Source organism: Nocardioides sp. Soil805, from assembly GCF_001429625.1.
Lineage (GTDB): Bacteria > Actinomycetota > Actinomycetes > Propionibacteriales > Nocardioidaceae > Nocardioides.
On sequence record NZ_LMSU01000002.1, the window covers coordinates 357558 to 379409 of the forward strand.

The following is a 21852-nucleotide window of genomic DNA, read 5'->3' on the forward strand; positions in this document are numbered from 1 at the left end:
GGCCGCCCGGTCAGTCGTCCGTACGACGCCGCTCGAGCCAGCCGCCGCCCCACAGCGCCCAGAGCACCAGCACCGGCTGGAAGAACAGTCGGACGAGTCGCGCCCGGTCGGTGTCGAGCCCGAACGCGTCGACGCCCTCGACGTACTGCGCGATGTTGCCCGGGAAGATCGCCACGAAGAACGCCGCCAGCAGGCCGCCGACCAGGCGCTTGCGCTGCGGCAGCGCCACGAACGCCGCTCCGAGCGCGATCTCCACGGCCCCGGACGCGACGACGGTGAGGTCCTCGTCGAGCGGGAACCACGACGGCACCTGGGCCTGGAACTCCTCGCGCTGGGTCGTGAGGTGGAGGACGCCGGCGCCGACCATGGCGGTGCCGAGGATGAGGCGTGCGGCGGTGCGTGCGGCGGTCATGACTCGGAGCCTAGGGGCTGGATCCCCAGCGACTACCCCAGCAGGACGGGCGGCAGCGGCAGCACGGCACCGGGGTTCATCAGCCCGGCGGGGTCGATCGCGTCCTTGACCGCCCGCATCAACGAGACCTCGACATCGCTCTTGTACGCCGCCGCGGCGGCCGCCTTGGACCGCCCGAGGCCGTGCTCGGCGCTGATGCTCCCGACCGACTCCGCGACGGACGCGTTGACGACCTCCGAGAGCGCGTCGGCGTGGGCCAGGAACTCCTCGGGCGACAGCTCCACGGGCCGCGAGAGGTTGTAGTGCAGGTTGCCGTCGCCCACGTGGCCGTAGACGAACAGCCGGGTCCCGGGCAGGTGTGCCTCCACGGCAGGACCGGTCCGCGCGACGAAGTCGGCGAGCCCGGTGATCGGCACCGACACGTCGTGCTTGACCGTCGGGCCGTGGACCTCCTGGGCCTCCGACACCCGCTCGCGCAGCGCCCACAGGTTGGCCCGCTGGGCGGGGGAGCCGGCGAGCGCCGCGTCGAGGACCAGCCCCGACCCGACCGCCTCGCCCAGTGCGGCCTCCAGCGCGCTGTCGACGTCGGCGCCGGCCGGACCGGCGAGCTCCACCAGGCCGTACCACTCCGACGCGGTGGCCAGCGGGTCCGTGAGCCCGGCCGCCACGACGAGGTCGCGCGCGGGTCGCGACACCAGCTCCCACGTCGTGAGCCGGTCGCCCCCGTGGTCGCGCAGCACGCCGAGCAGCTCCGCGGCGGCCGCGACGTCGCGCAGCGCGACCCACGCGGTCGCCCGCGACGGGGTGGCCGGCTGCAGCGCCAGCACCGCGGCGGTCACCACGCCGAGCGTGCCCTCCGCGCCGATGAAGAGCTGCTTGAGGTCGTAGCCGGTGTTGTCCTTGCGCAGCGACCGCAGCCCGTCCCACACCCGCCCGTCGGGCAGCACCACCTCGAGCCCGAGCACCTGGCTGCGCATCATCCCGTAGCGCAGCACCGCGGTGCCGCCGGCGTTGGTGGAGATGTTGCCGCCGATGGTGCAGCTTCCCTGCGAGCCGAGGGTCAGCGGGAAGAGCCGGTCGACCGCCGCGGCCGCCTCGTGCACGTCGGCCAGCGCGCAGCCGGCCTCGACCGTGATCGTCCCGCCCGCCGCGTCGACGTCGCGCACCGCCCGCATCCTCCCCAGCGACAGCACGACCTGCGAGCCCGAGTCGTCGGGGACCGCGCCCCCGCTCATCCCGGTGTTGCCGCCCTGCGGGACGACCGCCACCCCCGCCTCGTGAGTGAGGTGCAGGACCGCGGAGACCTCGGCGGTGCTGCCGGGGCGTACGACGGCCAGCGGTCGTCCGCTGTAGGCACCGCGCCAGTCGGTGTCGTACGCCGCCAGGTCGGCCGGGTCGGTCAGCACGTGGGCGTCACCCACCACGGAGCGCAGGGCGGCGAGGAGGTCGGTCATGAGGAGATTCTCCCGGGTTCGGAGGGCGGGTCAGCCCAGCAGGACGGCGATGAGCAGGGCGACGGGCAGCGAGGCGAGGGTCGTCACCAGGATGGTCTCGCGGGCCACGTCCTCGCCGGTGCGGTAGCGGGTGGCGTGCAGGAAGATGTTCTGCGCCGTCGGCAGCGCCGCGGTGATGACGACCCCGAGCAGCACCCGGCCCTCGAGGCCGAGCGTGGTGCCGACGGTCCACGCCACGACCGGCATCACCCCGAGCTTGAGCGCGGTCGCGACCAGCACCTCGCCGTTGTGACCGGCACGCCCCGGCCACGGGCTGAGCCGCAGCGCCGCGCCGTACGACAGCAGCATCGCCGGGATCGCGAGCCCGGCCAGCAGCTCGATGGGGGACATCACGATCCGCGGCAGCTCCCACCCGGTGAGCGCGAGCACCAGGCCGAGCAGGGCCGCGACGGTGAGCGGGTTGGTGGTGAGCCGCCGGACGATGGCCAGGCTCCCGGAGCCGCGGCCGGTCAGCCGGTCGAGGACGACCAGCGCGGCCGGCTGCACGAGCAGCATCTGCACCAGCAGGGTCGGCACGACGACGGTCGTGTCCCCGACCACGAAGGCCGCGACGGCGATGCCCAGGTTGCCGGCGTTGACGTACGACGACGCCAGCGAGCCGATCAGCACCGAGCCGGCGTCGAGCCCGCGCCGCCACCGCGCCCACGCGGCGTACAGCAGGAAGCAGGTGGCCAGCGAGGCGGCCGACGCGGCGAGGTTGGCGACGGCGCCGCCGATCTCGACCTCGCTGATCACCACGATCATCAGCGCCGGCGAGGCGACGAAGAACGCGATCTCACCGAGCGTCCGCTGGGAGCGCGCGTCGAGGACGCCCGTGTGGGCCAGGGCCGCCCCGCACCCGATGACCACCAGGATCGTGACGAAGCCGATCAGGAGGTCCACGGGTGCTCCTGACCGCGGGTCTGCGTCAGCGCAGGGCCGGGGGCTCGTCCGGGACGAAGCAGCGGATGCTGACGTCGTCCAGGGAGAACAGGTGCCCCGCGACCTTGCAGCTGCGGTCCTCGCCGTCGATGAGGAGCACCCGCTTCCGGTCGTGCCGCTCGAAGGAGATGTCCGCGTCGTACCTCGCCTCCAGCGCGCGCTCGATCTGCGCGTCGGAGTTGAGCGCGAACACGAAGGTCAGCAGCGAGACCACGGCGCACCCCACCCACAGCAGCAGGACCACCTTCACGACGGGGTTCATCCCGCGGCGGGCGGTCTCGGTGACGGTCACGGCGACCATCCAACACGGTCCGGACCGACACTGTCCGGACCGACATGGCGCCATGCCGAGGGGGCAATGGACGCGCGCGTCGGCGCCCGGGAAGGATGGCCGGATGACCCAGTCCCGAGTCGTCCGTGTCGGCCCCCTGATGCCCTTCCTGGAGGAGGCGCTCATCGATGCGTACGACGCCCCGTCGCTCGCCGACGTCGGCAGCGACACCGCGGGGCTCGAGGTCGCCGTGGCCGGCGGCGGCACGCTCGTCGGCGCGGCCGAGATGGACGCGCTGCCCGACCTGAGGGCCGTGGCCAACTTCGGGGTCGGCTACGACAACGTCGACGTGGAGGAGGCCACCCGGCGCGGGATCGTCGTCTCCAACACCCCCGACGTGCTGACCGACGCGGTGGCCGACCTCTCGGTGGCGCTGGTCCTCGACGTGATGCGCCAGGTCAGCGCCGCCGAGCGCTGGCTGCGCCGTGGCGAGTGGGCGGCAGGCGGCCGCTTCCCGCTGACCCGCGACGTGCGCGGGTCGACGGTCGGCATCCTCGGCCTGGGCCGGATCGGCCACGCGGTGGCCGAGCGGCTGGAGGTCTTCGGGGCCACCATCGCCTACCACTCGCGCAGCCCCAAGGACGTGGCGTGGGCCTACCACGACAGCCCCGTCGCCCTGGCGGGGGCGAGCGACGTGCTCGTCGTGCTGACCCCCGGAGGCGCCGGCACCGAGCACCTGGTGGACGCCGAGGTGCTCGACGCGCTCGGTCCCGAGGGCTACCTCGTCAACGTCGCCCGCGGCTCGGTCGTGGACGAGAAGGAGCTCGTCGCCGCGCTCGAGGCCAGGCGGATCGCCGGCGCCGGGCTCGACGTCTTCGCCGACGAGCCGCACGTGCCCGCCGAGCTGCTGGAGCGCGAGGACGTCGTCCTGCTCCCGCACGTCGGCAGCGCGACCGCGCAGACCCGCGAGGCGATGGCCCGGCTGGTGCTCGACAACGTGGCGGCGTTCCTGGAGCGCGGCGAGCTGGTCACGCCGGTCGACTGAGCTCACGGCGCGGCCCCCGTGCCCGGGCCCCGGAGGGCCACGTGGCCGGGGTGCAGGTCCGCGACGGTCGGCGCGCCGAGCAGCGCCATGGTGTGCGCGAGCTCGTCGGTGAGGAAGCCCAGGGCGGTGTCGACGCCGCGTCGCCCGCCGACCATGAGTCCGTAGAGGTAGGCCCGCCCGACCATCACCGCGCTGGCGCCGAGGGCCACCGCGGCCGCGACGTCCGAGCCGGTGCGGATGCCGGAGTCGACCATCACCTCGGCACGGTGGCCGACCGCGTCGACGACGTGGGGGAGCAGGTCGAGGGGCACCGGGGTCCGGTCGAGCTGGCGCCCGCCGTGGTTGGACAGCACCACCGCGTCGGCGCCCGCGTCGACGGCCGCCACCGCGTCCGCCACCGACAGCACGCCCTTGACCACCACCGGACCCTGCCACTGCTCCTTGAGCCACGTGACGTCCGCCGGTCGAAGCGCCTGCTCGCGCAGCGTGTTGGACATCCCCCAGCGGGCGTAGTGCGAGTCTGCCGGGAACGTCGCGAACCGCAGCGGCTCCGTCGTGAGGATGTCGCCCACCCAGCGCGGGCGGCGGGCCAGGTCGGCGAAGGTCCGCAACGTCAGCGCCGGCGGGATCGAGAAGCCGTTGCGCCGGTCCTGCCACTTCGCGCCGGACAGGGCTGTGTCGACGGTCAGCACCAGCGCCTCGTAGCCGCTGCGCCGTGCCTGGGCGACGTGCTCGAGGCTGATGTCGCGGTCCTTCATCAGGTAGAGCTGGAACCAGTTCCGCCCGTCCGGCGCGGCCGCGGCGACGTCCGGGATCGAGGTCGTGGCGTAGGTCGACAGCGTGTAGGGCAGCCCGTGGGCCTGCGCCGAGGCAGCGACGGCGCACTCGCCGGAGTGGTGCGAGAGCCGGGTGTAGCCGGTCGGTGCCAGCACGATCGGTGCGGCGGCCGCTCGCCCCAGGATCGTCGTCGAGGTGTCGGGGTCACCCACCGTCGCGAAGGTCGACGGCCGCAGCTCGAGCGCGTCGTACGCCCTCCGGTTGCGGCGCATCGTGCGCTCGGTCTCGGCGCCGGTCTCGACGTAGTCCATGACCGCGCGCGGCACCCGGCGCCGGGCCTCGCGGGCCAGGTCGTCGACGCACACGCAGCGGGCGAGACGGCGTACGACGGGGTCCCGCGACCACGGGCGGGTGACGAGGAACGGGGCCACGTCGGCCCACCGCGGGACCTGCCTGACGGTCGTCATCTCTGGACAGCCCCTCACTCATCGGATAAGTTCTCAACTCATCATACAAGTTGGTCCACCGTGAAGGAACCCCGATGTCCGACTCCATCCGCAGCCTGAAGCTGTCCCACGTCGTCCTGCCGATCGCCAACCCGGTGAGCGACGCCAAGGTGCTCACCGGCAAGCAGAAGCCGCTCACCGAGACGGTGCTGCTCTTCGTCGAGGTCACCACCGAGCAGGGCCTCACCGGCATGGGGTTCTCCTACTCCAAGCGCGCGGGCGGCAAGGCGCAGTTCGCCCACCTCAAGGAGGTCGCGGAGGTCGCGATCGGCCAGGACCCGAGCGACATCGCCAAGATCTACGAGTCGCTGATGTGGGCCGGCGCGTCCGTCGGTCGCTCCGGCGTCGCGACCCAGGCGGTCGCCGCCCTCGACGTCGCGCTGTGGGACCTCAAGGCCCGCCGCGCCGACCTGCCGCTGGCCAAGCTGCTCGGCGCGCACCGCGACTCCTGCCGCGTCTACAACACCTCCGGCGGCTTCCTCCAGGCGTCGCTGGAGGAGATGAAGGAGAAGGCGTCGGCCTCGCTGGAGGCGGGCATCGCCGGCATCAAGATCAAGGTCGGCCAGCCCGACTGGCGCCTCGACCTCGAGCGGGTCGCGGCGATGCGCGCGCACCTCGGCGACGGGCCGTTCATGGTCGACGCCAACCAGCAGTGGGACCGGGCCCGCGCCCGCCGGATGTGCCGCGAGCTCGAGCAGCACGACCTGATCTGGATCGAGGAGCCCCTCGACGCGTGGGACGCCGTCGGCCACGCCGACCTCTCCCACGAGTTCGACACCCCGATCGCCACGGGCGAGATGCTCACGTCGGTCGCCGAGCACATGGCGCTGCTCGATGCGGGCTACCGCGGCATCGTCCAGCCCGACGCGCCGCGGATCGGCGGGATCACGCCGTTCCTGAAGTTCGCCACGATCGCGGCCCACCGGGGCCTGGCGCTCGCGCCCCACTACGCGATGGAGATCCACCTGCACCTCGCCGCGGCGTACCCCACCGACCCGTGGGTCGAGCACTTCGAGTGGCTCGACCCGCTGTTCGACGAGTCCGTCGAGATCCGCGACGGGCAGATCTTCGTCCCGCAGCGCCCGGGCCTCGGCTTCACGCTGTCGGAGCAGATGCGCGCCCACACGGAGGACACGGTGACCTTCGGGGCATGATGCCGCCCATGAAGACCCGGCCGCAGCACGTCGTCGCGGGGCTCAAGGACAAGATCCTGCGCGGCGAGCTCGCGCCCGGCGCCAAGCTCCCCTCCGAGGCCGAGCTGATCGACGAGTACGCCGTCTCCCGCACCGTCGTGCGGGAGGCGGTGTCCCGCCTCCAGGCGGAGGGCCTGGTCGAGACATTCCAGGGTCGCGGGTCCTTCGTGCTCGCGGTGCCCGAGCCGTCGTCGTTCACGCTCGAGACCTCGGCGATCCGCAGCCACCACGACGTGCTGGCGATGGTCGACTTCCGGATCGGGGTCGAGACCGAGGCCGCCGGGCTCGCGGCGTCGCGGGTCACGCCCGCGGCGGGCGCCTCGATCACCGCGGCCCACGAGTCGTTCACGGCGGCCGGTCACGAGGGGGCCGTCGAGGCGGACTTCGCCTTCCACCGGGCGATCGCGGCGGCGACTGACAACCGCTTCTACGTCGACCTGCTCGACTCGCTCGGCCCGATGATGATCATGCTCCCGCGCACCCGCCTCGGCGACGAGTACACGATGACCGACGCCACCCACGTCGAGCGCGTCCAGCGGGAGCACGACAACATCGCCGCCGCCGTCCTGGCCGGCGACCCCGACACCGCGCGGGCCGCCATGCGGCTGCACCTCGGCAACACCCGCCGCCGCCTCACCCGCTGAGAGGGCACTTCCTGGCGCGTCAGACCCGCCGACCGGGCACTTCGTGACGCGTCAGACCCGCCGACCGGGCACTTCCTGGCGCGTCAGACCTGCCGACCGGGCACTTCCTGACGTGTCAGACCCGTCGACCGGGCGCTTCGTGACAATTCGTGGGCGGCCCGTGGCGCCGGGGAACGAGATCGGCGTACGACGGTGCCGCGGGGCCGGTCCGGTTCCCCACGCGCGGGCTCGGTCGATCTGCCAGGAAGTGCCCGCTCGGCGTGATCCAGACGCCAGGAAGTGCCCGGTCGGCACTCTCCAGGTGTCAGGAAGTGCCCGCTCGGCACCGCCTACGTGTCAGGAAGTGCCCGCTCGGCGTGATCCAGGTGCCAGGAAGTGCCCTCTCGCCCGCTCGCGTCACCAGCGGGCGGTGTTGGGCGTGAAGTCCGGCTCGATGGAGCGCATGTAGACGGTGTCCTCGCGACGGCGTACGCCGCAGGAGAGGTACTGCTCGTGCAGCAGCCCGAGCATGTCCCGGTCGAGCTCGACACCGAGGCCCGGACCGGTCGGGACGGTCACGGAGCCGGACGAGAAGGACAGCACCCCGGGCTTGATCAGGTCCTGGGTCTTCCACGGGTAGTGCGTGTCGCACGCGTAGGTCAGCGTCGGCGTCGCCGCGGCCAGGTGGGTCATCGCGGCGAGCGAGACGCCGAGGTGGGAGTTGCTGTGCATCGACAGCCCCAGGCCCCACGTCTCCGCGATCCCCGCCAGCTGCTGCGAGCGGCGCAGCCCGCCCCACAGGTGGTGGTCGGACAGCACGATCTGCACCGCGTCGGAGGCGATCGCGGGTGGCAGGTGCTCCATGGCGATGACGCACATGTTGGTCGCGAGCGGCACGTCGGTGCGCGCGGAGACGGCCGCCATCCCGTCGATGCCGGGGGTCGGGTCCTCGAGGTACTCCACGACGCCCTCGAGCCGCGAGGCGACGGCGACCGAGGTGTCGACGGTCCAGGCCCCGTTGGGGTCGAGCCGCAGGGGCAGGTCGGGGAAGGCATCGCGCAGGGCCTCGATCGCCTCGCACTCCTCCGACGGCGGCAGCACGCCGCCCTTGAGCTTGAGCGAGCCGAAGCCCCACCCGTCGACCATCCGGTGCGCCTGCTCGACGAGCTGCGCGGGCGTCAGCGCCTCGCCCCACTCGTCGTCGGGCAGGCCGGGGTGGCCGGCCCACTTGTAGAAGAGGTAGCCGCTGAACGGCACCCGATCGCGCACCCGGCCCCCGAGGACCTCGCTCACCGGCCGCCCGGTCTCGTGCCCCTGGAGGTCGATGCAGGCGACCTCGAAGGGGGAGTGGACGGTCTCGACGGCGGACGACACGTCGAGCATCCCGCCGAAGGAGGCGCCGGCTCCGCCGGTCTCCCTGCCGAGGACGTCGACGACGGTACGCCGCACGCCGGCGAGGTCGAACGGGTCCAGGCCGGGCAGGGCGGAGGCCACGGCGGACAGCCGCGCGAGGTGCGCCTCGTCGGCGTACGTCTCCCCGAGCCCGACCAGGCCGGAGTCGGTGTGCACCTCGACGATCGCGCGCAGCGCCCACGGCTGGTGGACGCCGACGACGTTGAGCAGCGGCGGGTCGGCGAAGGCGACCGGCGTGACGACGACCCGGGAGATCCGCGAGGTCATCGGGCGGGCTTGACGGCCAGCACCGGCGCGTCGAGCTCGAGCAGCAGGCGCTGCGCGTCGCTGCCCATGACCAGCTTGCCGACCGGGGAGCGCCGGCGCAGTCCGATCACGACCAGCCGGGCGCCGGTGCGCTCGATCGCGGTCGAGAAGGCGTCGACGATGTCCGCGCCGTGCTCGGCGTGGTCGACCGACGCGGTGACGCCGCGCTCGGCGGCCGCGGCGACGAGGCGGGCCTCGGCCTCGGGGCCGACCAGGTTGGCGTCGACGGTGCTGCCCCGCCGCGGGCTGTTGAGGATGACGGCGTCGTCGCCGTGGGCGGCCGCCTCCACGAGGCCGGCCTCGAGGGCCGCCTCGCCGACGGGGGTGGGCACGTAGCCGATGAGGACGGTCATCGCACGCCTGCTTCCTGGTCGGAGTCGTCCGAGCCGATGGGCTCGGAGGTGGGGGTCACGGGGGTGCGTCGGCGGAACGCCATCTTGACCAGCGGCAGCGCGATCACCAGCACGATGAAGGCGATGATCGCCCCGGAGATCGGCCGGGTGACGAAGCCCGACGGGTCGCCGTCGAAGATGAGCATGGAGCGGCGGAAGCTCGACTCCATCAGCGACCCGAGCACGAAGGCCAGGACCATGGGGCCGGGCTCGAAGCCGGTCTTCTTCATGAGGTAGCCGATGATGCCGAAGGCGATCATCACGAAGATGTCGAAGACCGAGTTGTTGATCGTGTAGACGCCCAGGATCGTGATGAGGGCGGTGATGGGGGCCAGGATCGCCGGACGCACCCGCAGGATCTTCACGAAGATCCCGACCAGCGGGATGCTCAGCACCAGCAGGATCAGGTTGCCGATGTACATCGAGTTGATGACGCCCCAGAACAGGTCCGGACGCTCCTCGATGAGCTGCGGACCGGGCGTGACGCCGACGACGAGCAGGGCCGCGAACAGCATCGCCATCGACGCGTTGGCCGGGATGCCGATGGTGAGCAGCGGGATGAAGGAGGAGGTGGCGGCGGCGTTGTTGGCCGACTCCGGACCGGCGACGCCCTCGATGGCACCGCGCCCGAAGCGGGAGGGGTCCTTGGCGACGCGCTTCTCCGCGGCGTACGCCGCCAGGGAGGCCATCACGGCACCGCCGCCCGGCAGCACGCCCAGGAAGAAGCCGATGAACGAGCCGCGACCGATCGCGGGGGAGGCCTGCCTGAGGTCCTTGCGCGAGGGCCAGATGTTGGCGATCGCGGCCGGCACGTGCGGCTTGCCGTGGCGTTCCTCGAGGTTGTAGAGGATCTCGCCGACCCCGAAGAGGCCCATCGCGACGACGACGAAGTCGATGCCGCTCTGGAGCTGGAGGCTGTCGAAGGTGAAGCGGTTGGCGCTGGTGAAGCTGTCGCTGCCGACGGTGGCGAGCAGCAGCCCGACCGAGGCCGCGACCAGTGCCTTGATCGTGTTGCCGTTGCCCACCGTGGCGACGAGGAGCACGCCGAGCAGGGCCAGGGCGGCGTACTCCGGCGGGCCGAAGTCGAGGGCGTAGCTCGCGACGATCGGGCCGAGCAGCGTCAGCCCGATGATCGACACCGTGGCCCCGAAGAAGGAGCCGATCGCGGCGATGCCCAGCGCGGTGCCGGCCTTGCCCTGCTTGGCGAGCGCGAAGCCGTCGAAGACGGTCACCACCGAGCTGGCCTCGCCGGGGATGCGGAGCAGCACCGAGGTGATCGTGCCGCCGTACTGCGCCCCGTAGTAGATGCCGGCGAGCATGATGATCGCCGAGACGGGGTCGTTGGCGTTGTAGGCGATCGGCAGCAGGATGGCCATCGTGGCGGCGGGGCCGAGGCCCGGCAGCACGCCGATGAGCATGCCGATCATGACGCCGATGAGGCAGTAGAGCAGGTTGGTCGGTTGCGTCACGACCACGAAGCCGTCGAGGAAGGCGTTCCAGTCCATCGGGGTCTCCTCTCTCGATCAGAAGGCGAGCAGGTGGGGCAGCGGGATCTTCAGGCCGTACAGGAACAGCAGGTAGAACGCCGCCGTCGTGGCGATGGAGATGACGATCGTGCTGCGCCAGGTCTCGCCGCCGAGGAACCGCAGCCAGACGATGCCGAGCAGGAGCGCGGGGACCTCGAAGCCGATCGTGGGCAGCAGGAGGGCGAAGACCACGAAGGTCGCGCCTCCGGCCAGGACCAGCAGGCTGGCCCGGGTGAACTTCTCCGCGTCGTCCAGGGTGCGCCCGACCACGAGCAGCATCACGGCGAGCACCACGATGAGCAGGGACACCGCGAAGGGCCACAGCCCCGGGCCGGGCCGCCGCAGCGACCCGAGCCCGTAGCCGTAGGAGAGGTACGCCGCCCCCAGTCCGAGGACGAGGACCACGAGCGCCGAGACGACCTGGTACGCCGGGCCGCCGGCGGGCGGTCGCTCCTCGGCGAGGTCACGGGCGACCTCCGCCTGGAGCTCGGCCAGGATGTCCGGCTCGTCGGCCGTCCGCGTCTCGCGCTCGCTCATGGTCATCTCGTCTCGTCGGTCCGGGTGCGGCGGGTGGAGCCTTCGGTCAGCTGGCGTCGCCGAGGTCGATGCCGTACTCCTCGACCAGGTCGGCGTACCGCTGCTTGTCCTCCTCGAGCTGCGCGACCACCTCGTCACCCGTGATCTCCATGGGCGTGAGGTTGTTCTGCTCGTTGAAGGCCTTGTACTCATCGGTCTCGAACGTCGCCTGCATGGCCTCCGCGATGGCGTCCTGGACGTCCTGCGGCGTGCCCTTGGGGACGGTCATGAAACGGTACTGCGCGACCTCGACGTCGAGGCCCTGCTCCTGCGCCGTGGGCACGTCGGGGAGGAACTCGACGCGCTCGGGACCGAAGACGCTGAGCGGCACGATCTTGCCGGCCTCGATGTTCTCGATGGCCTCGCCGACCTGCAGGCAGGCGGTGTCGACCTGGTTGCCGAGCAGGGCGGTGAGCGCGGGGGCGCCGCCGTCGAAGGGGATCGCCTCGGCGGGGGTGTCGTTGACGTTGAAGGTCAGCGCGCAGGCGAGCTGCGCGCCGGTGCCGACGCCGGTGGTGCCGTAGGTGACCTTCTTCGTGGCGCCGGCGAGGTCGTCGACGGAGGCGAAGCCGCTGCCCTTGCTGGCGACGAGCACGTAGTCGTCACGCGAAACGCCCTGGACGACCTCGAAGTCGTCGATGCTGGTGACCTCGTCCTCGCTGACGGCCAGCGGGGTGATGGCGAACAGCGACGCGTTCTGGACCGAGATCGTGGAGCCGTCGGGCTCGGCCTTGGCCACCTCGGCCGCGGCCAGCGCACCGTTGGCGCCCTCGCGGTTGATGACCGGGAAGGAGCCGCCGAGCTCGTCGGCGAGGCCCTGCGAGATCTGGCGGCTGATGAGGTCGGAGGAGCCGCCGGCCGAGGCGCCGACCGGCATCTCGACCGCGCCCGACGGGTACTCGCCGCTGTCGCTGCCGCCACCCGCGGTGTTCTGGACGCCGCCGCAGGCGGTGAGGGCGACGACGGCGACGGTGGCGACCGCTCCGAGGCTGAGGTGCTTGCGCATGCTGTGCTCCTTGGAATGTGGTGTGACCGCCGACACTAGAGACGCGCGTCGATGCCCGTCCAAGCCCGATTCGGCATGGAATGATATGCGCGGCGCATCGTGGACTACCCTGACGGGGTGATCACCCTCGACCAGGTGCGCTCCTTCGTGGCGGTCGCCGAGGAGCTGCACTTCGGCCGCGCCGCCGAGCGGCTGCAGATGACCCAGCCCCCGCTGTCGCGCCAGATCCAGAAGCTGGAGAAGGCGGTGGGCGTCCAGCTGCTCGAGCGCGACAACCGCCGCGTCGAGCTCACCGGGGCGGGCGCGGCCTTCCTCGACGAGGCCTACCGGCTGCTCAACCTGGTGGAGGGCGCCGGCGATCTGGCCCGCCGCGTCGACGCGGGCGTCGCGGGCGTCGTACGCCTCGGCTTCACCGCCGTCTCCGCGATCTCCATCCTCGGCCCGCTGCTGCGCCGGTTGACCGTCGCCCTGCCCGACGTGGAGGTGCTGCTCTCCGAACGCGTGACCCTCGCCCAGGTGGACGGCATCCGTCGCGGCGAGCTCGACATCGGCCTCGCGCGCCCGCCGTTCGACACCTCGCTGCTGTCGTCGAAGGTCGTTCTGCGCGAGCCGCTGATGGCCGTCGTGCCGGCCGACCACCCGCTGGCCGCGCTCGACCGCCCGCTGACGCCGCACGACTTCGAGGGCCAGGCCGTGATCGGCTACCACCCCCAGCAGTCGCGCTACTTCCACGAGCTCTCGGTGCGCTTCCTCGCCAACGCGCACCCGCGCATCGAGCAGCGCGTGCACCAGGTGCTCACCGCGATGCTGCTCGTCGCCGCCGACCGGGGCCTCGCCCTCGCCCCGGCCTCGGCGACCTCGCTCCAGGTCGAGGGCATCGTCTTCAAGGACCTGGCCCACGGTGGTGGCGACACCCAGCTCGACGCCGATCCCGAGCGTCCCGTCGAGCTGTACGCCGTGTGGTCGAGCGAGGCCGTCACCCCCGTCGTACGCCGCGTGCTCGACGTGGTCACCCAGGTCGCGGAGTAGCGCTCCTCAGCCGAGGAACCAAGTCATCAGCGCCCTGCCGGACGGCGAGAACAGCCAGGCGAGGATCCCGACCGAGACGGCCGTGCCCACGAGCGCGGGGGCGGCCCGCCGCACGTCCAGCGCGGCGATGCCCTGCCGGGTGCGGACCGCCGACCACGCCAGGGTGCCGAGCGCGACGGCCGGCCCGACCAGGAAGGTCACCTGACCACCGCGGTGGACCATCGGGTGGGCGGCCAGGGCCTCGACGCGGTAGGGCAGGGCGAGGAACACGAGGTAGGCCGCGGCGCACGTCAGGGCAGCCAGCAGCGGCGGCCACCCGCCACGCAGCCACGTCCCGCGGACGGCCGGCGCGACCGACACGTCGATGGGCAGCGGGGTCGCGGGGGTGGTCACGGTGCCGATGCTGGCGCCCAGCAGGACCCCACCGGTCCCACTGGAGGCGCGTTTCCCCACAACGGGGGAGGGCAGCAGGTCAGGCGGTGATCGCGTCACCGTGCAGCCGGTGGCTCAGCAACCGGTCGCGCAGGGTGACGAGCTCGGTGACCGCGTCGACGAAACGGGTGGTGCTCTCGCCGACGGCGATGTCGTCGAAGTAGAAGTGCCGCATCGCCAGCCGGGCCAGGTGGTGCTCGTCGTGGTCGAGCCGTGAGCCGATGAGCTCCGTGAGGCCGGCGACGTTCGACTCGTCGACGACGTCGGCGCAGCGGCTGACCGGCACCTCCAGGCGGAAGCGGTCCGTGTCCCGGTGCCGGTCGGTGATGAGCAGGGGCGCCTCGGTGCGGAGGTAGAGCCAGTCGAGGCCCACCGAGGACACATCGGTGACCATCGCGTCGCAGTCGGGCATGACCGCGAGGATGTCGCCGCGCAGGACGCAGGCGTGGCCGGCGTCGGGCTCGCGCTCCACGGCGGCCGCCACCGCCTGCAGGATCGCGAGGTGGGCCTCCTGCACGGACGGGGTGAGGCTGGTCGTGATCTTGGGGTGCGGCTTGTAGACGAGGCGCACGTCGGGGACCGCCAGGATCGCGTCCACGACGCGGGTGCCGATGGTGTCCAGCGACGTGTAGTCGTTGTAGTCGGCGTCGCCCTCCCAGGTGGGCGCGTAGAGGACGGTACGACGCGTGGTCGGCGCCAGCAGCGACGCCGGGCGCAGGTCGAGCTGGGGCCGGCCGATGCGCACGAGGCGACGGGTGTCGAACTCGAGCAGCCCCTCGACGTGGCGCTGCACCGCTGCCTCGCCGGCCACGAAGACCCGGTCGTAGGCCTTGGCGTTGTTGCTCGCCATCGACTGCTTGTCGCTCTCGCCGTGGTTGATGTGCGCGTGCAGCATCCGACCGTCGATGAGCGACTGGAAGTTGAGCATCGAGTTGTTGCAGTAGAGCGCGACCTTGGCGTCGAGCTCGTCGTACAGCGCCGTCAGCTCCGGGAAGGTCGGCGCGGTGAAGAGGGGGAGCCTCGTGCGCTCGGCCATCAGGGCGGCGACGTCGACGTCGCGGACCACGATCCCCACCGGGTGGTGGGCGTGCAGGGTCTCGAGGACCTCCAGCCACTGGACCAGCTGGTAGCTGCGGGTGGGGTCGTCCGCGTAGTACGCGAGGACATGGACGTCGTTCACGTACAGATCCTAGGCACCGTGGCCAGCGCCGGTGGCCGTTTCGACCGCCCGTGACGAGGCCCCCACCGCGCTGTCATGGTCGGCTTGACAGGTTCCGGCGCGCGACGTGTGACGCGTCACTATGCTGGGGGGTCGACGAGTGGGCGGTCGGGAGACCGACACCAGGATGGGGGCAGGTGTGGCGCAGTCTCGGGAGCGCGTCGTCGACGCCGCGCAGTCCTGGTCCGACGCCCCGACCCGTGCGTCCCTCCGGGTGCTCGCCGAGGGGGCGGCCGCGCTGGCCGGCTTCGCGCAGTCGGCGATCAGCGTGCGCCGCGGCGACGCCCTCGTGGTCGTGGCGACCTCGGGTCCCGAGCTCGCCGACCTGCACGGCACCTGGCTCCCCGTCGAGGTGCTGGAGAAGGAGCTGGCCGAGGCGGACGTCTGGGGCGACCTGCGGTTCGTGCCCCACGACCGGGTGGGCGACGAGGTGCTCGCCTACAGCCACGTCCCGGACATCGAGCCGGTGGACGGTCCCGACGGCTGGCACCCCCTCGACCTGCTGGCGGCGCCCCTGTACGACGACGACGGCACGCTGCGCGGCCTGCTCACCGTCGACGCCCCCACCGACGGTCTCCGCCCCGGTCCGCTCCAGCGCGAGGTGCTGGCCAAGTACGCCGGCGTGGCCCGCAGCTCGGTCCTGCTCGCCCTCGAGCGCGAGGAGCTCGCCGAGCGCGTGCGGATGGCGACCGAGGCGCGCCAGATGGTGCGCCGGGCCATGGGGGAGCCCTCGCTCGACCTCGTCATCGCTGCCTGCCGCGGGGCGGTCGTGTCGTCCTTCGACGCCTCCGGCATGTGGCTGTCCGCCTTCCACACCGACGGCGGTACGTCGAGCACGTGGTTCGCCGAGGACGGCCTCCCGCAGCCGGTGCTCGACGAGCTCGACGAGCTGCTGGTCCGGCTCGCCAACCTCTACTGGGCCGAGCAGTACGTCGCGGACTTCTCCGTCGGGCGCACGGACCACCCGGGCATGAGCGCCGTTGAGGCCGCCCGCCTGCTGGACTTCCTCGACCAGATCCACATCCGCTCGGTGCTGTTCGTCCCGCTCGGCGCCGGGGTCGAGTGTCTCGGCTTCCTGGCGCTCGCGCGCAGCTCCGACAGCCGGCCGTGGACCGACATGCAGCGTCAGGCCGCCCTCGACATCGGCCGCGACCTCGGTCGCGCCGTCGCCAACGCGCGCCAGCTCGACACCGAGCGCGCGCTGGTCAATCGGCTGCGCGACCTCGACGGCTACCGCGTCGAGCTCGTCAACACGGTGGCCCACGAGCTGCGCAACCCCCTCACGTCGGTGGTGGGCAACCTCGAGCTGCTCGAGGACGAGGGCCTCAGCGACCACGGACGCCGCTCGGTGGAGTCCGCGATCCGTGGTGCCCGCCGCATCGAGGGCGTCATCGACGACCTCCTGACGATGGCCCGCGTGTCGGACCCGGACGCCGCCTTCGACCCGGAGCCCGTCGACCTGCGGGTGGTCGTACGGGGCGTCGAGGACGAGTGCGCCCACGCGGCAACCAGTCGATCGATCACGATCACGACGGCGCTGCCGGACGCCCCGGTCGTCGTGGCCGGGTGTCCGGAGGAGCTGCACCGGATGATCGCCAACCTGCTCAGCAACGCGCTCAAGTACTCCGAGGACGGCGGCACGGTCACCATCGGCCTCGCCGTCGACGACGAGCACGTGGCCCTCGACGTCGTCGACCACGGCCTCGGCATCTCCGAGGAGGACCAGGGCGAGCTGTTCCGCGAGTTCTTCCGCTCACACAACCCCGAGGCCCTCTCCCGCCCCGGCAGCGGGCTCGGGCTCGTGATCGTCGAGCGCATCGTGCGACGCCACGGGGGGCGCATCGCCGTCGACTCCGCGCTGGGCGACGGCACGACCATGACGGTCACGCTGCCCGCGGCCTGACCCGGGGCCGTCTCGCACGTCGCCCACGACGTTGCGACCGGAGGTCGCCGCCGTGTCGGTGTGCGGTGCCACGATGACGTCATGGCGGAGCACACGTTCGAGGCAACGGTGTGGGAGCACTCCCCGGACGGCCCCGGGTCGTGGCACTTCCTCACGGTCCCCGGCGACGTGTCGGACGACATCGCCGCCGAGGCCGGCCCGCCGAGGGGGTTCGGCAGCGTCCGGGTGGTCGTGACGATCGGGAGCACGACGTGGCGCACGTCGCTGTTCCCCGACTCGAAGGCCGGCAGCTACGTCCTGCCGTTGAAGAAGGCGGTCCGCGTCGCGGAGGGGCTGCCGGCGGGCGCGAGCTGTCGGGTCCGGCTCTCGCCGGAGCAGGACCCCGGTCAGCGCGCCCCGGCGTAGCCCTCGCGATAGCTCGGCCGGGAGGGGACCCACCCGGTCGCGCGCAGCCGAGCGTTGGAGAGCCGCTTGCCTTGCCCCTGGTCCGGGTCGGCGGCGGGCGGTCGCGGTGCGCCGAGGAGGCCGGCGAGGTACGCCGCCACGTCTCCCAGCTGGGCGGGCTCGTCGTCCGTGCCGAGGTAGAGCCGGTCGGGGGCCTCGGGTCGGGTCAGCAGGTGCACCACCGCGTCCGCCGCGTCCTCCCGGTGGATCCGGTTGGTCCAGCGGTGCGGGTCGGTGACGCGCCCCTCGCGGACCATGTCGAGCAGCCGGGTGCTGCTCCCGCCGTAGAGCCCCGACAGCCGCAGCACCGTTCCACCAGGCACCTGCTCGAGGAAGACCTCCTCCGCCTCCACCAGCATCCGCCCCGGTCCGTCGGCGGGACGCACGGGCGTCGTCTCGTTGTCCAGCGGCGGCCGGTCCCGGCTGCCGTGCACGGCGGTGGACGAGACGAGCACGGCCCGCTCGGGCACCGTCCCCGTCGCGGCGAGGGCGTCGAGCGCGCGCCGCATGCCCTCGACGTACGTCGCCCGGTAGGCCTCCTCGGTCCGCGGCCGGGCAGTGAGCGCGACGACCAGGAACCGTGCCGCGAGGTCCTCGAGGACGGGCGGCCCCGCGGTCAGGTCGACCGAGAGTCCGCGCAAGGGCGCCGGCACCCGGTCGGCGTTGCGCCGCAGCGCGAGGACGTCGTGGCCGCGCTCCGCCAGGCGCAGCCCGACCGCCGATCCGAGGTCTCCGCAGCCGACGAGCAGCACGTCCGAGGTCACGTCGGCACGGTACGCCCGGACCGGTCGGGGGCGAACAGCACGGCACCGGCGGCCACGTCGACCTCGTCGCGGTCGAAGGGGAACATCGGCCGGCGCACCTGCCGGTGCCCGAGGCGCGCGAGGTCCTGGTCGACGCCACCCGGCGTGAGGGCCATCCGCCAGTCCGCGGCCATCTCGAACAGCTCGGGCTCGAGGTAACCGATCTTGACGACGACCACGTCGGCCCGGCGCGGGTCGAGGCCGAGCCGGGTGAAGTCCGACTCGAGGTGGTAGGGCCGCCGCACGCGCGTCACGATGACGTCGACGTCCGCGGTCGCGACGACCACCTCCAGGTTGCCCGGCGTCTCCACGGCCGCCGTCACCGTGCCGGTCAGGGTGACGGGCGGCGCGTGGCGGTCGTCCACCCGGGCGCCCGCGGTCACCGTGACCCTCGCCCCGACGCCGGCCGAGGCCGCGGCGTCGGCGGCCTCGGCGTCGGGGATCGAGGCGTAGACGACTCGCCGGCCGCTCTCGCGCAGCCCGGGGTCGGCGAGCAGCCGGGCCAGGGTCCAGGTGACGTCGCCGGCACCGCCGGCGGTCGGGTTGTCGCCGGAGTCGGAGATGAAGTACGGCGTCACGGGGCTCGCCAGCGCCGTGGCGAGCACCTCGTCGAAGCTCCCGACCGGGGCGACGAAGCCAAACTCCTCGCGCCGCCGCCACACCTCGCCGGCCAGGTCGCGCGCCTGGGCCAGCACGAGCGGGGCGTCGTCGCCGGTCACCATCACCACCGCCATGTTGCGCGGCTCGTCGGCCCACGGGTAGCCGATCCAGATGCCTGCGTCCAGCACGCCGTCCATCGCTTCGATCTCGGGGACACGCGCGTACAGGCTCCGGGCCGGCTCCTCGCGGGTGCTCGTCATCTCGCCCGGGAGCAGGATCGGCACCGGGACCCACGCCTTGGACGGACGGCGCCGCTCCGGCGGCAGCGCCAGCCTCTCGACGAGGTGGGTGGCCGCGCGCTCCTTGGTCTCGACCCAGTCGATGTGGGGCGCGGTGCGGTAGGTCGTCAGCAGGTCGAGCGTCTCGGCCAGGGTGCGCGACACGTTGCCGTGCAGGTCCATGCCCGTGCTGATGAGGACGTCGGGACCGACGACCGCGCGCACGGCCAGGGCGAGGTCACCCTCCATGTCCTGCATGCCGACCACGCTGGCGGCTCCGTGCAGGTCGAGCACGACGCCGTCCAGCGGCTCCGCCTCGCCCGCCCGCGCGAGCCCGGTGAGGATCTCGTCCTTGAGGGCGCGGTAGTCGGCGAGGGGGATCGGTCCGCCCGCGATGCCGCGGGCCTGCAGGACGCCGATCCACTCTGCGCGGTCGGCCAGCGACCCTCCCGGTCGCCAGAACTCCCACGCCTCGAGCACCTCCGTCGCGCGCCGCGGCGCCAGCATCTCGGTCGTGGTGAGCGCGGGGGAGAAGGTCGAGGCCTCCAGGCTGATGCCGCACACGGCGATGCGCGGCGGCCTCGATGCCGACGGGGCGCTCATCGGACCCTCGCGGCGAGCGGACCGGCGGCGAAGGCGTGGTCGGCGGCGAGGCGGATCGCGCCCGCCCGCGTGGCCTCCCCGCCGTCCGCGAGCCGGGTGATCGCGAGGGAGGCGGTCGTGGCCGGCAGGCAGGACGCGTAGACGCGGGAGCGCAGGGCCGCGACGAAGGGCGGCAGCGAGCTCACCGGCCCGGCGAGCACCAGCTCGGCCGGGTTGAAGAAGCTGATGACGGTGCTCAGGACGTCGCCGATGCGCTCGCCCGCCTCGCGGACCAGGCCGGTCGCGAGCGGGTGACCGTCGTGCACGGCGCGGATCAGCTCGTCCATCGAGGCGGTCGGCACGCCCGCCTCACCGAGGGCGGACAGCAGCGCCGAGCCGCTGGCGATGACGTCGAGGCACGCCGTACGACCGCAGGAGCAGGGCACCCGGGGTGCCCCCACGACCGTGGTGTGGCTGACGTCGCCCGCCATGCCCGACGCGCCGCGGTGCAGGCGTCCGTCGACGACGACGCCGCACCCGATGCCGGTGTCGACGGTGACCACCACGCGGTGGTCCGCGCCAGGGCGCTGCAGGTGGTCGCCCACCGCGAGCAGGTTGACGTCGTTCTCCACGAGCGTCGGTACGCCGAAGAGCTCCTGGCCGAGCGCTGCCACGTCGACGCCGTTCCACCCGGGCATCCGCGCCGGCGCGACCACCCGGTCGAGCGCCGGGCCGACCGGACCCGGTACGCCGACGCAGACGGCCTGCAGCCCGGAGCGCTCCTGCGACGGCTCGTCCGGCGCGGTCACCGACCTCGAGGCCAGCGCGAGCACCGCGTCGGCGACGGCTCCCAGTACGACCCGCGGGCCCTCGTCAAGGGAGACGGGGAGCCGGTCGGAGCCCAGGACCTCGCCCGACAGGTCCGCGACGGTCAGGTGTGCGACCGCGTGGCGCAGGTCCACGGCGGCCACCGAGCCCAGCCCCGGCCGCAGCCTCAGCACGCGGGGTCGCCGGCCGGCGCGGGCGGTGCTGTCGGAGTGCTCCACGAGCAGTCCGCGGCGGACCAGGGCGTCGACCCGAGCCGAGGCGGTGGAGGCGGACATGGACAGGAGCCGGGCGACGTCGGCACGCGAGCTCGCGGTCCCGCCACGGACCAGGTCGAGCACCTGGGCATGCGGAGTGGTCACGACAGTTACTCCAAAATCGTAGATTGAATCTCTGTTCTCGTAGAGATCATCCTGCGTTACGTTCGGCGCCACGCCAACCCCCGACGCGGCAGGAGGCACCCCGATGTCACTCCAGATGTCCGACCCGAGCTCTGCTCCTGTGCTCGACCTCGCGCACGTCGACAAGCACTTCGGCGACCTGCACGTGCTGCGCGACATCAACCTGCGGGTCGCGGCGCGCGAGGTCGTGGTCGTGGTGGGGCCGTCCGGCTCCGGCAAGTCGACCCTGTGCCGCACGATCAACGGGCTCGAGACGATCGACTCCGGCACGATCACGATCGACGGCGTCCTGCTCCCCGTCGAGGGCCGTCCGCTGGCCCGGGTCCGCGCCGACGTCGGGATGGTCTTCCAGTCCTTCAACCTCTTCTCGCACCTCTCGGTGCTCGACAACGTCGTGCTCGCCCCGACGATGGTCCGCCGGGAGCGGAAGGCCGCGGCCCGCGAGCGCGCGATGGCTCTCCTCGACCGGGTCGGCCTCGCCGACAAGGCGGACCGCCGCCCGGCCCAGCTCTCCGGCGGGCAGCAGCAGCGCGTGGCCATCGCCCGTGCGCTCGCGATGCAGCCGACGGTGATGCTCTTCGACGAGCCGACCTCCGCGCTCGACCCCGAGATGATCAACGAGGTCCTCGACGTCATGACCAACCTCGCGCGCGACGGCATGACGATGGTCGTGGTCACCCACGAGATGGGCTTCGCCCGCCGTGCCGCCGACCGCGTCGTCTTCATGGACCAGGGCCGGATCGTCGAGGAGTCCGCGCCCGACACCTTCTTCACCGACGCCCGCTCGGAGCGCGCCCGCGCGTTCCTCGCCTCGGTGATGACCCACTGATCCCAGCAGCACGTCGAAAGGAAAGA

22 protein-coding genes are annotated in these 21852 nt (G+C 72.7%); 7 read left to right on the forward strand and 15 right to left on the reverse strand.

Going from position 1 to position 21852, the window contains the following annotated elements:
- Window positions 1–10: 10 nt before the first annotated feature.
- The 4 genes from ASG94_RS12155 to ASG94_RS12170 are packed head-to-tail and all read right to left on the reverse strand — an operon-like array spanning window position 11 to window position 3139.
- Window positions 11–412: a DoxX family protein gene (locus ASG94_RS12155; protein WP_056926723.1), complete on the reverse strand. Its 402-nt coding sequence runs from the start codon at window positions 410–412 to the stop codon at window positions 11–13.
- A 32-nt stretch (window positions 413–444) separates the two neighbouring features.
- Window positions 445–1866 (reverse strand): FAD-binding oxidoreductase, encoded by a 1422-nt coding sequence (locus ASG94_RS12160; RefSeq protein WP_056926724.1) that lies wholly within the window; start codon window positions 1864–1866, stop codon window positions 445–447.
- 30 nt (window positions 1867–1896) lie between these two features.
- Complete coding sequence (locus ASG94_RS12165; RefSeq protein WP_056926725.1) at window positions 1897–2808, reverse strand: AEC family transporter; 912 nt, start codon at window positions 2806–2808, stop codon at window positions 1897–1899.
- A 25-nt stretch (window positions 2809–2833) separates the two neighbouring features.
- A complete protein-coding gene (locus tag ASG94_RS12170; protein ID WP_156411563.1) occupies window positions 2834–3139 on the reverse strand; it encodes a hypothetical protein in 306 nt (101 codons plus the stop codon).
- 103 nt (window positions 3140–3242) lie between these two features.
- On the opposite strand from ASG94_RS12170, the gene ASG94_RS12175 reads away from it, so the two are divergent.
- Window positions 3243–4163 carry a 2-hydroxyacid dehydrogenase gene (locus tag ASG94_RS12175; protein WP_056926727.1) on the forward strand — a complete coding sequence of 307 codons (921 nt, stop codon included), beginning with the start codon at window positions 3243–3245 and terminating at the stop codon, window positions 4161–4163.
- A 2-nt stretch (window positions 4164–4165) separates the two neighbouring features.
- Here ASG94_RS12175 and ASG94_RS12180 read toward each other — a convergent pair whose 3' ends face one another.
- A complete protein-coding gene (locus ASG94_RS12180; RefSeq protein WP_056926728.1) occupies window positions 4166–5407 on the reverse strand; it encodes an alpha-hydroxy acid oxidase in 1242 nt (413 codons plus the stop codon).
- A 74-nt stretch (window positions 5408–5481) separates the two neighbouring features.
- Here ASG94_RS12180 and ASG94_RS12185 point away from each other — a divergent pair, with 74 nt between their 5' ends.
- Window positions 5482–6600, forward strand: coding sequence for an L-talarate/galactarate dehydratase (locus ASG94_RS12185; RefSeq protein WP_056926729.1), 1119 nt, complete (start codon window positions 5482–5484; stop codon window positions 6598–6600).
- Window positions 6601–6608: 8 nt separating this feature from the next.
- Window positions 6609–7283, forward strand: a complete 675-nt coding sequence (locus ASG94_RS12190; RefSeq protein ID WP_056926730.1) for a FadR/GntR family transcriptional regulator — start codon at window positions 6609–6611, stop codon at window positions 7281–7283.
- A gap of 396 nt (window positions 7284–7679) precedes the next feature.
- Here the strand turns inward: ASG94_RS12190 and ASG94_RS12195 are convergent, their stop codons facing one another.
- From ASG94_RS12195 to ASG94_RS12215, 5 genes are read right to left on the reverse strand one after another with little or no spacing between them, the layout of a single operon-like run.
- Entirely contained in the window at window positions 7680–8942 is a 1263-nt protein-coding gene (locus tag ASG94_RS12195; RefSeq protein WP_056926731.1) for a glucarate dehydratase family protein, read from the reverse strand.
- Window positions 8939–9334 (reverse strand): universal stress protein, encoded by a 396-nt coding sequence (locus ASG94_RS12200; protein ID WP_056926732.1) that lies wholly within the window; start codon window positions 9332–9334, stop codon window positions 8939–8941. Before ASG94_RS12200 ends, ASG94_RS12195 begins: the two co-directional genes overlap by 4 nt.
- Window positions 9331–10878: a tripartite tricarboxylate transporter permease gene (locus tag ASG94_RS12205; protein WP_056926733.1), complete on the reverse strand. Its 1548-nt coding sequence runs from the start codon at window positions 10876–10878 to the stop codon at window positions 9331–9333. The genes ASG94_RS12200 and ASG94_RS12205 overlap by 4 nt, the downstream gene beginning before the upstream one ends.
- A gap of 18 nt (window positions 10879–10896) precedes the next feature.
- A complete protein-coding gene (locus tag ASG94_RS12210) occupies window positions 10897–11436 on the reverse strand; it encodes a tripartite tricarboxylate transporter TctB family protein (RefSeq protein ID WP_235537254.1) in 540 nt (179 codons plus the stop codon).
- 46 nt (window positions 11437–11482) lie between these two features.
- The gene (locus ASG94_RS12215; RefSeq protein WP_056926734.1) at window positions 11483–12481 is read right to left on the reverse strand and encodes a Bug family tripartite tricarboxylate transporter substrate binding protein; all 999 of its coding nucleotides are present in this window, start codon (window positions 12479–12481) and stop codon (window positions 11483–11485) included.
- Window positions 12482–12598: 117 nt separating this feature from the next.
- On the opposite strand from ASG94_RS12215, the gene ASG94_RS12220 reads away from it, so the two are divergent.
- Window positions 12599–13510 (forward strand): LysR family transcriptional regulator, encoded by a 912-nt coding sequence (locus ASG94_RS12220; protein WP_056926735.1) that lies wholly within the window; start codon window positions 12599–12601, stop codon window positions 13508–13510.
- A gap of 6 nt (window positions 13511–13516) precedes the next feature.
- Here ASG94_RS12220 and ASG94_RS12225 read toward each other — a convergent pair whose 3' ends face one another.
- A complete protein-coding gene (locus ASG94_RS12225; RefSeq protein WP_156411564.1) occupies window positions 13517–13903 on the reverse strand; it encodes a hypothetical protein in 387 nt (128 codons plus the stop codon).
- A gap of 79 nt (window positions 13904–13982) precedes the next feature.
- On the reverse strand, window positions 13983–15122 hold the full coding sequence (locus ASG94_RS12230; protein ID WP_056926737.1) for a CDP-glycerol glycerophosphotransferase family protein: 1140 nt from the start codon (window positions 15120–15122) through the stop codon (window positions 13983–13985).
- 178 nt (window positions 15123–15300) lie between these two features.
- On the opposite strand from ASG94_RS12230, the gene ASG94_RS12235 reads away from it, so the two are divergent.
- Complete coding sequence (locus ASG94_RS12235) at window positions 15301–17064, forward strand: sensor histidine kinase (RefSeq protein ID WP_056926738.1); 1764 nt, start codon at window positions 15301–15303, stop codon at window positions 17062–17064.
- Between the two features lie 81 nt (window positions 17065–17145).
- Window positions 17146–17469 (forward strand): DUF1905 domain-containing protein, encoded by a 324-nt coding sequence (locus ASG94_RS12240; RefSeq protein WP_056927251.1) that lies wholly within the window; start codon window positions 17146–17148, stop codon window positions 17467–17469.
- Here the strand turns inward: ASG94_RS12240 and ASG94_RS12245 are convergent.
- The 3 genes from ASG94_RS12245 to ASG94_RS12255 are packed head-to-tail and all read right to left on the reverse strand — an operon-like array spanning window position 17451 to window position 20958.
- A complete protein-coding gene (locus ASG94_RS12245) occupies window positions 17451–18272 on the reverse strand; it encodes an NAD-dependent epimerase/dehydratase family protein (protein WP_200958108.1) in 822 nt (273 codons plus the stop codon). The genes ASG94_RS12240 and ASG94_RS12245 overlap by 19 nt on opposite strands.
- On the reverse strand, window positions 18269–19792 hold the full coding sequence (locus tag ASG94_RS12250) for a M81 family metallopeptidase (protein ID WP_082624153.1): 1524 nt from the start codon (window positions 19790–19792) through the stop codon (window positions 18269–18271). The genes ASG94_RS12245 and ASG94_RS12250 overlap by 4 nt, the downstream gene beginning before the upstream one ends.
- On the reverse strand, window positions 19789–20958 hold the full coding sequence (locus ASG94_RS12255) for an ROK family transcriptional regulator (RefSeq protein ID WP_162260811.1): 1170 nt from the start codon (window positions 20956–20958) through the stop codon (window positions 19789–19791). The genes ASG94_RS12250 and ASG94_RS12255 overlap by 4 nt, the downstream gene beginning before the upstream one ends.
- A gap of 103 nt (window positions 20959–21061) precedes the next feature.
- Here ASG94_RS12255 and ASG94_RS12260 point away from each other — a divergent pair, with 103 nt between their 5' ends.
- Window positions 21062–21826, forward strand: coding sequence for an amino acid ABC transporter ATP-binding protein (locus ASG94_RS12260; RefSeq protein ID WP_327152780.1), 765 nt, complete (start codon window positions 21062–21064; stop codon window positions 21824–21826).
- The last annotated feature ends 26 nt before the right edge of the window (window positions 21827–21852 follow it).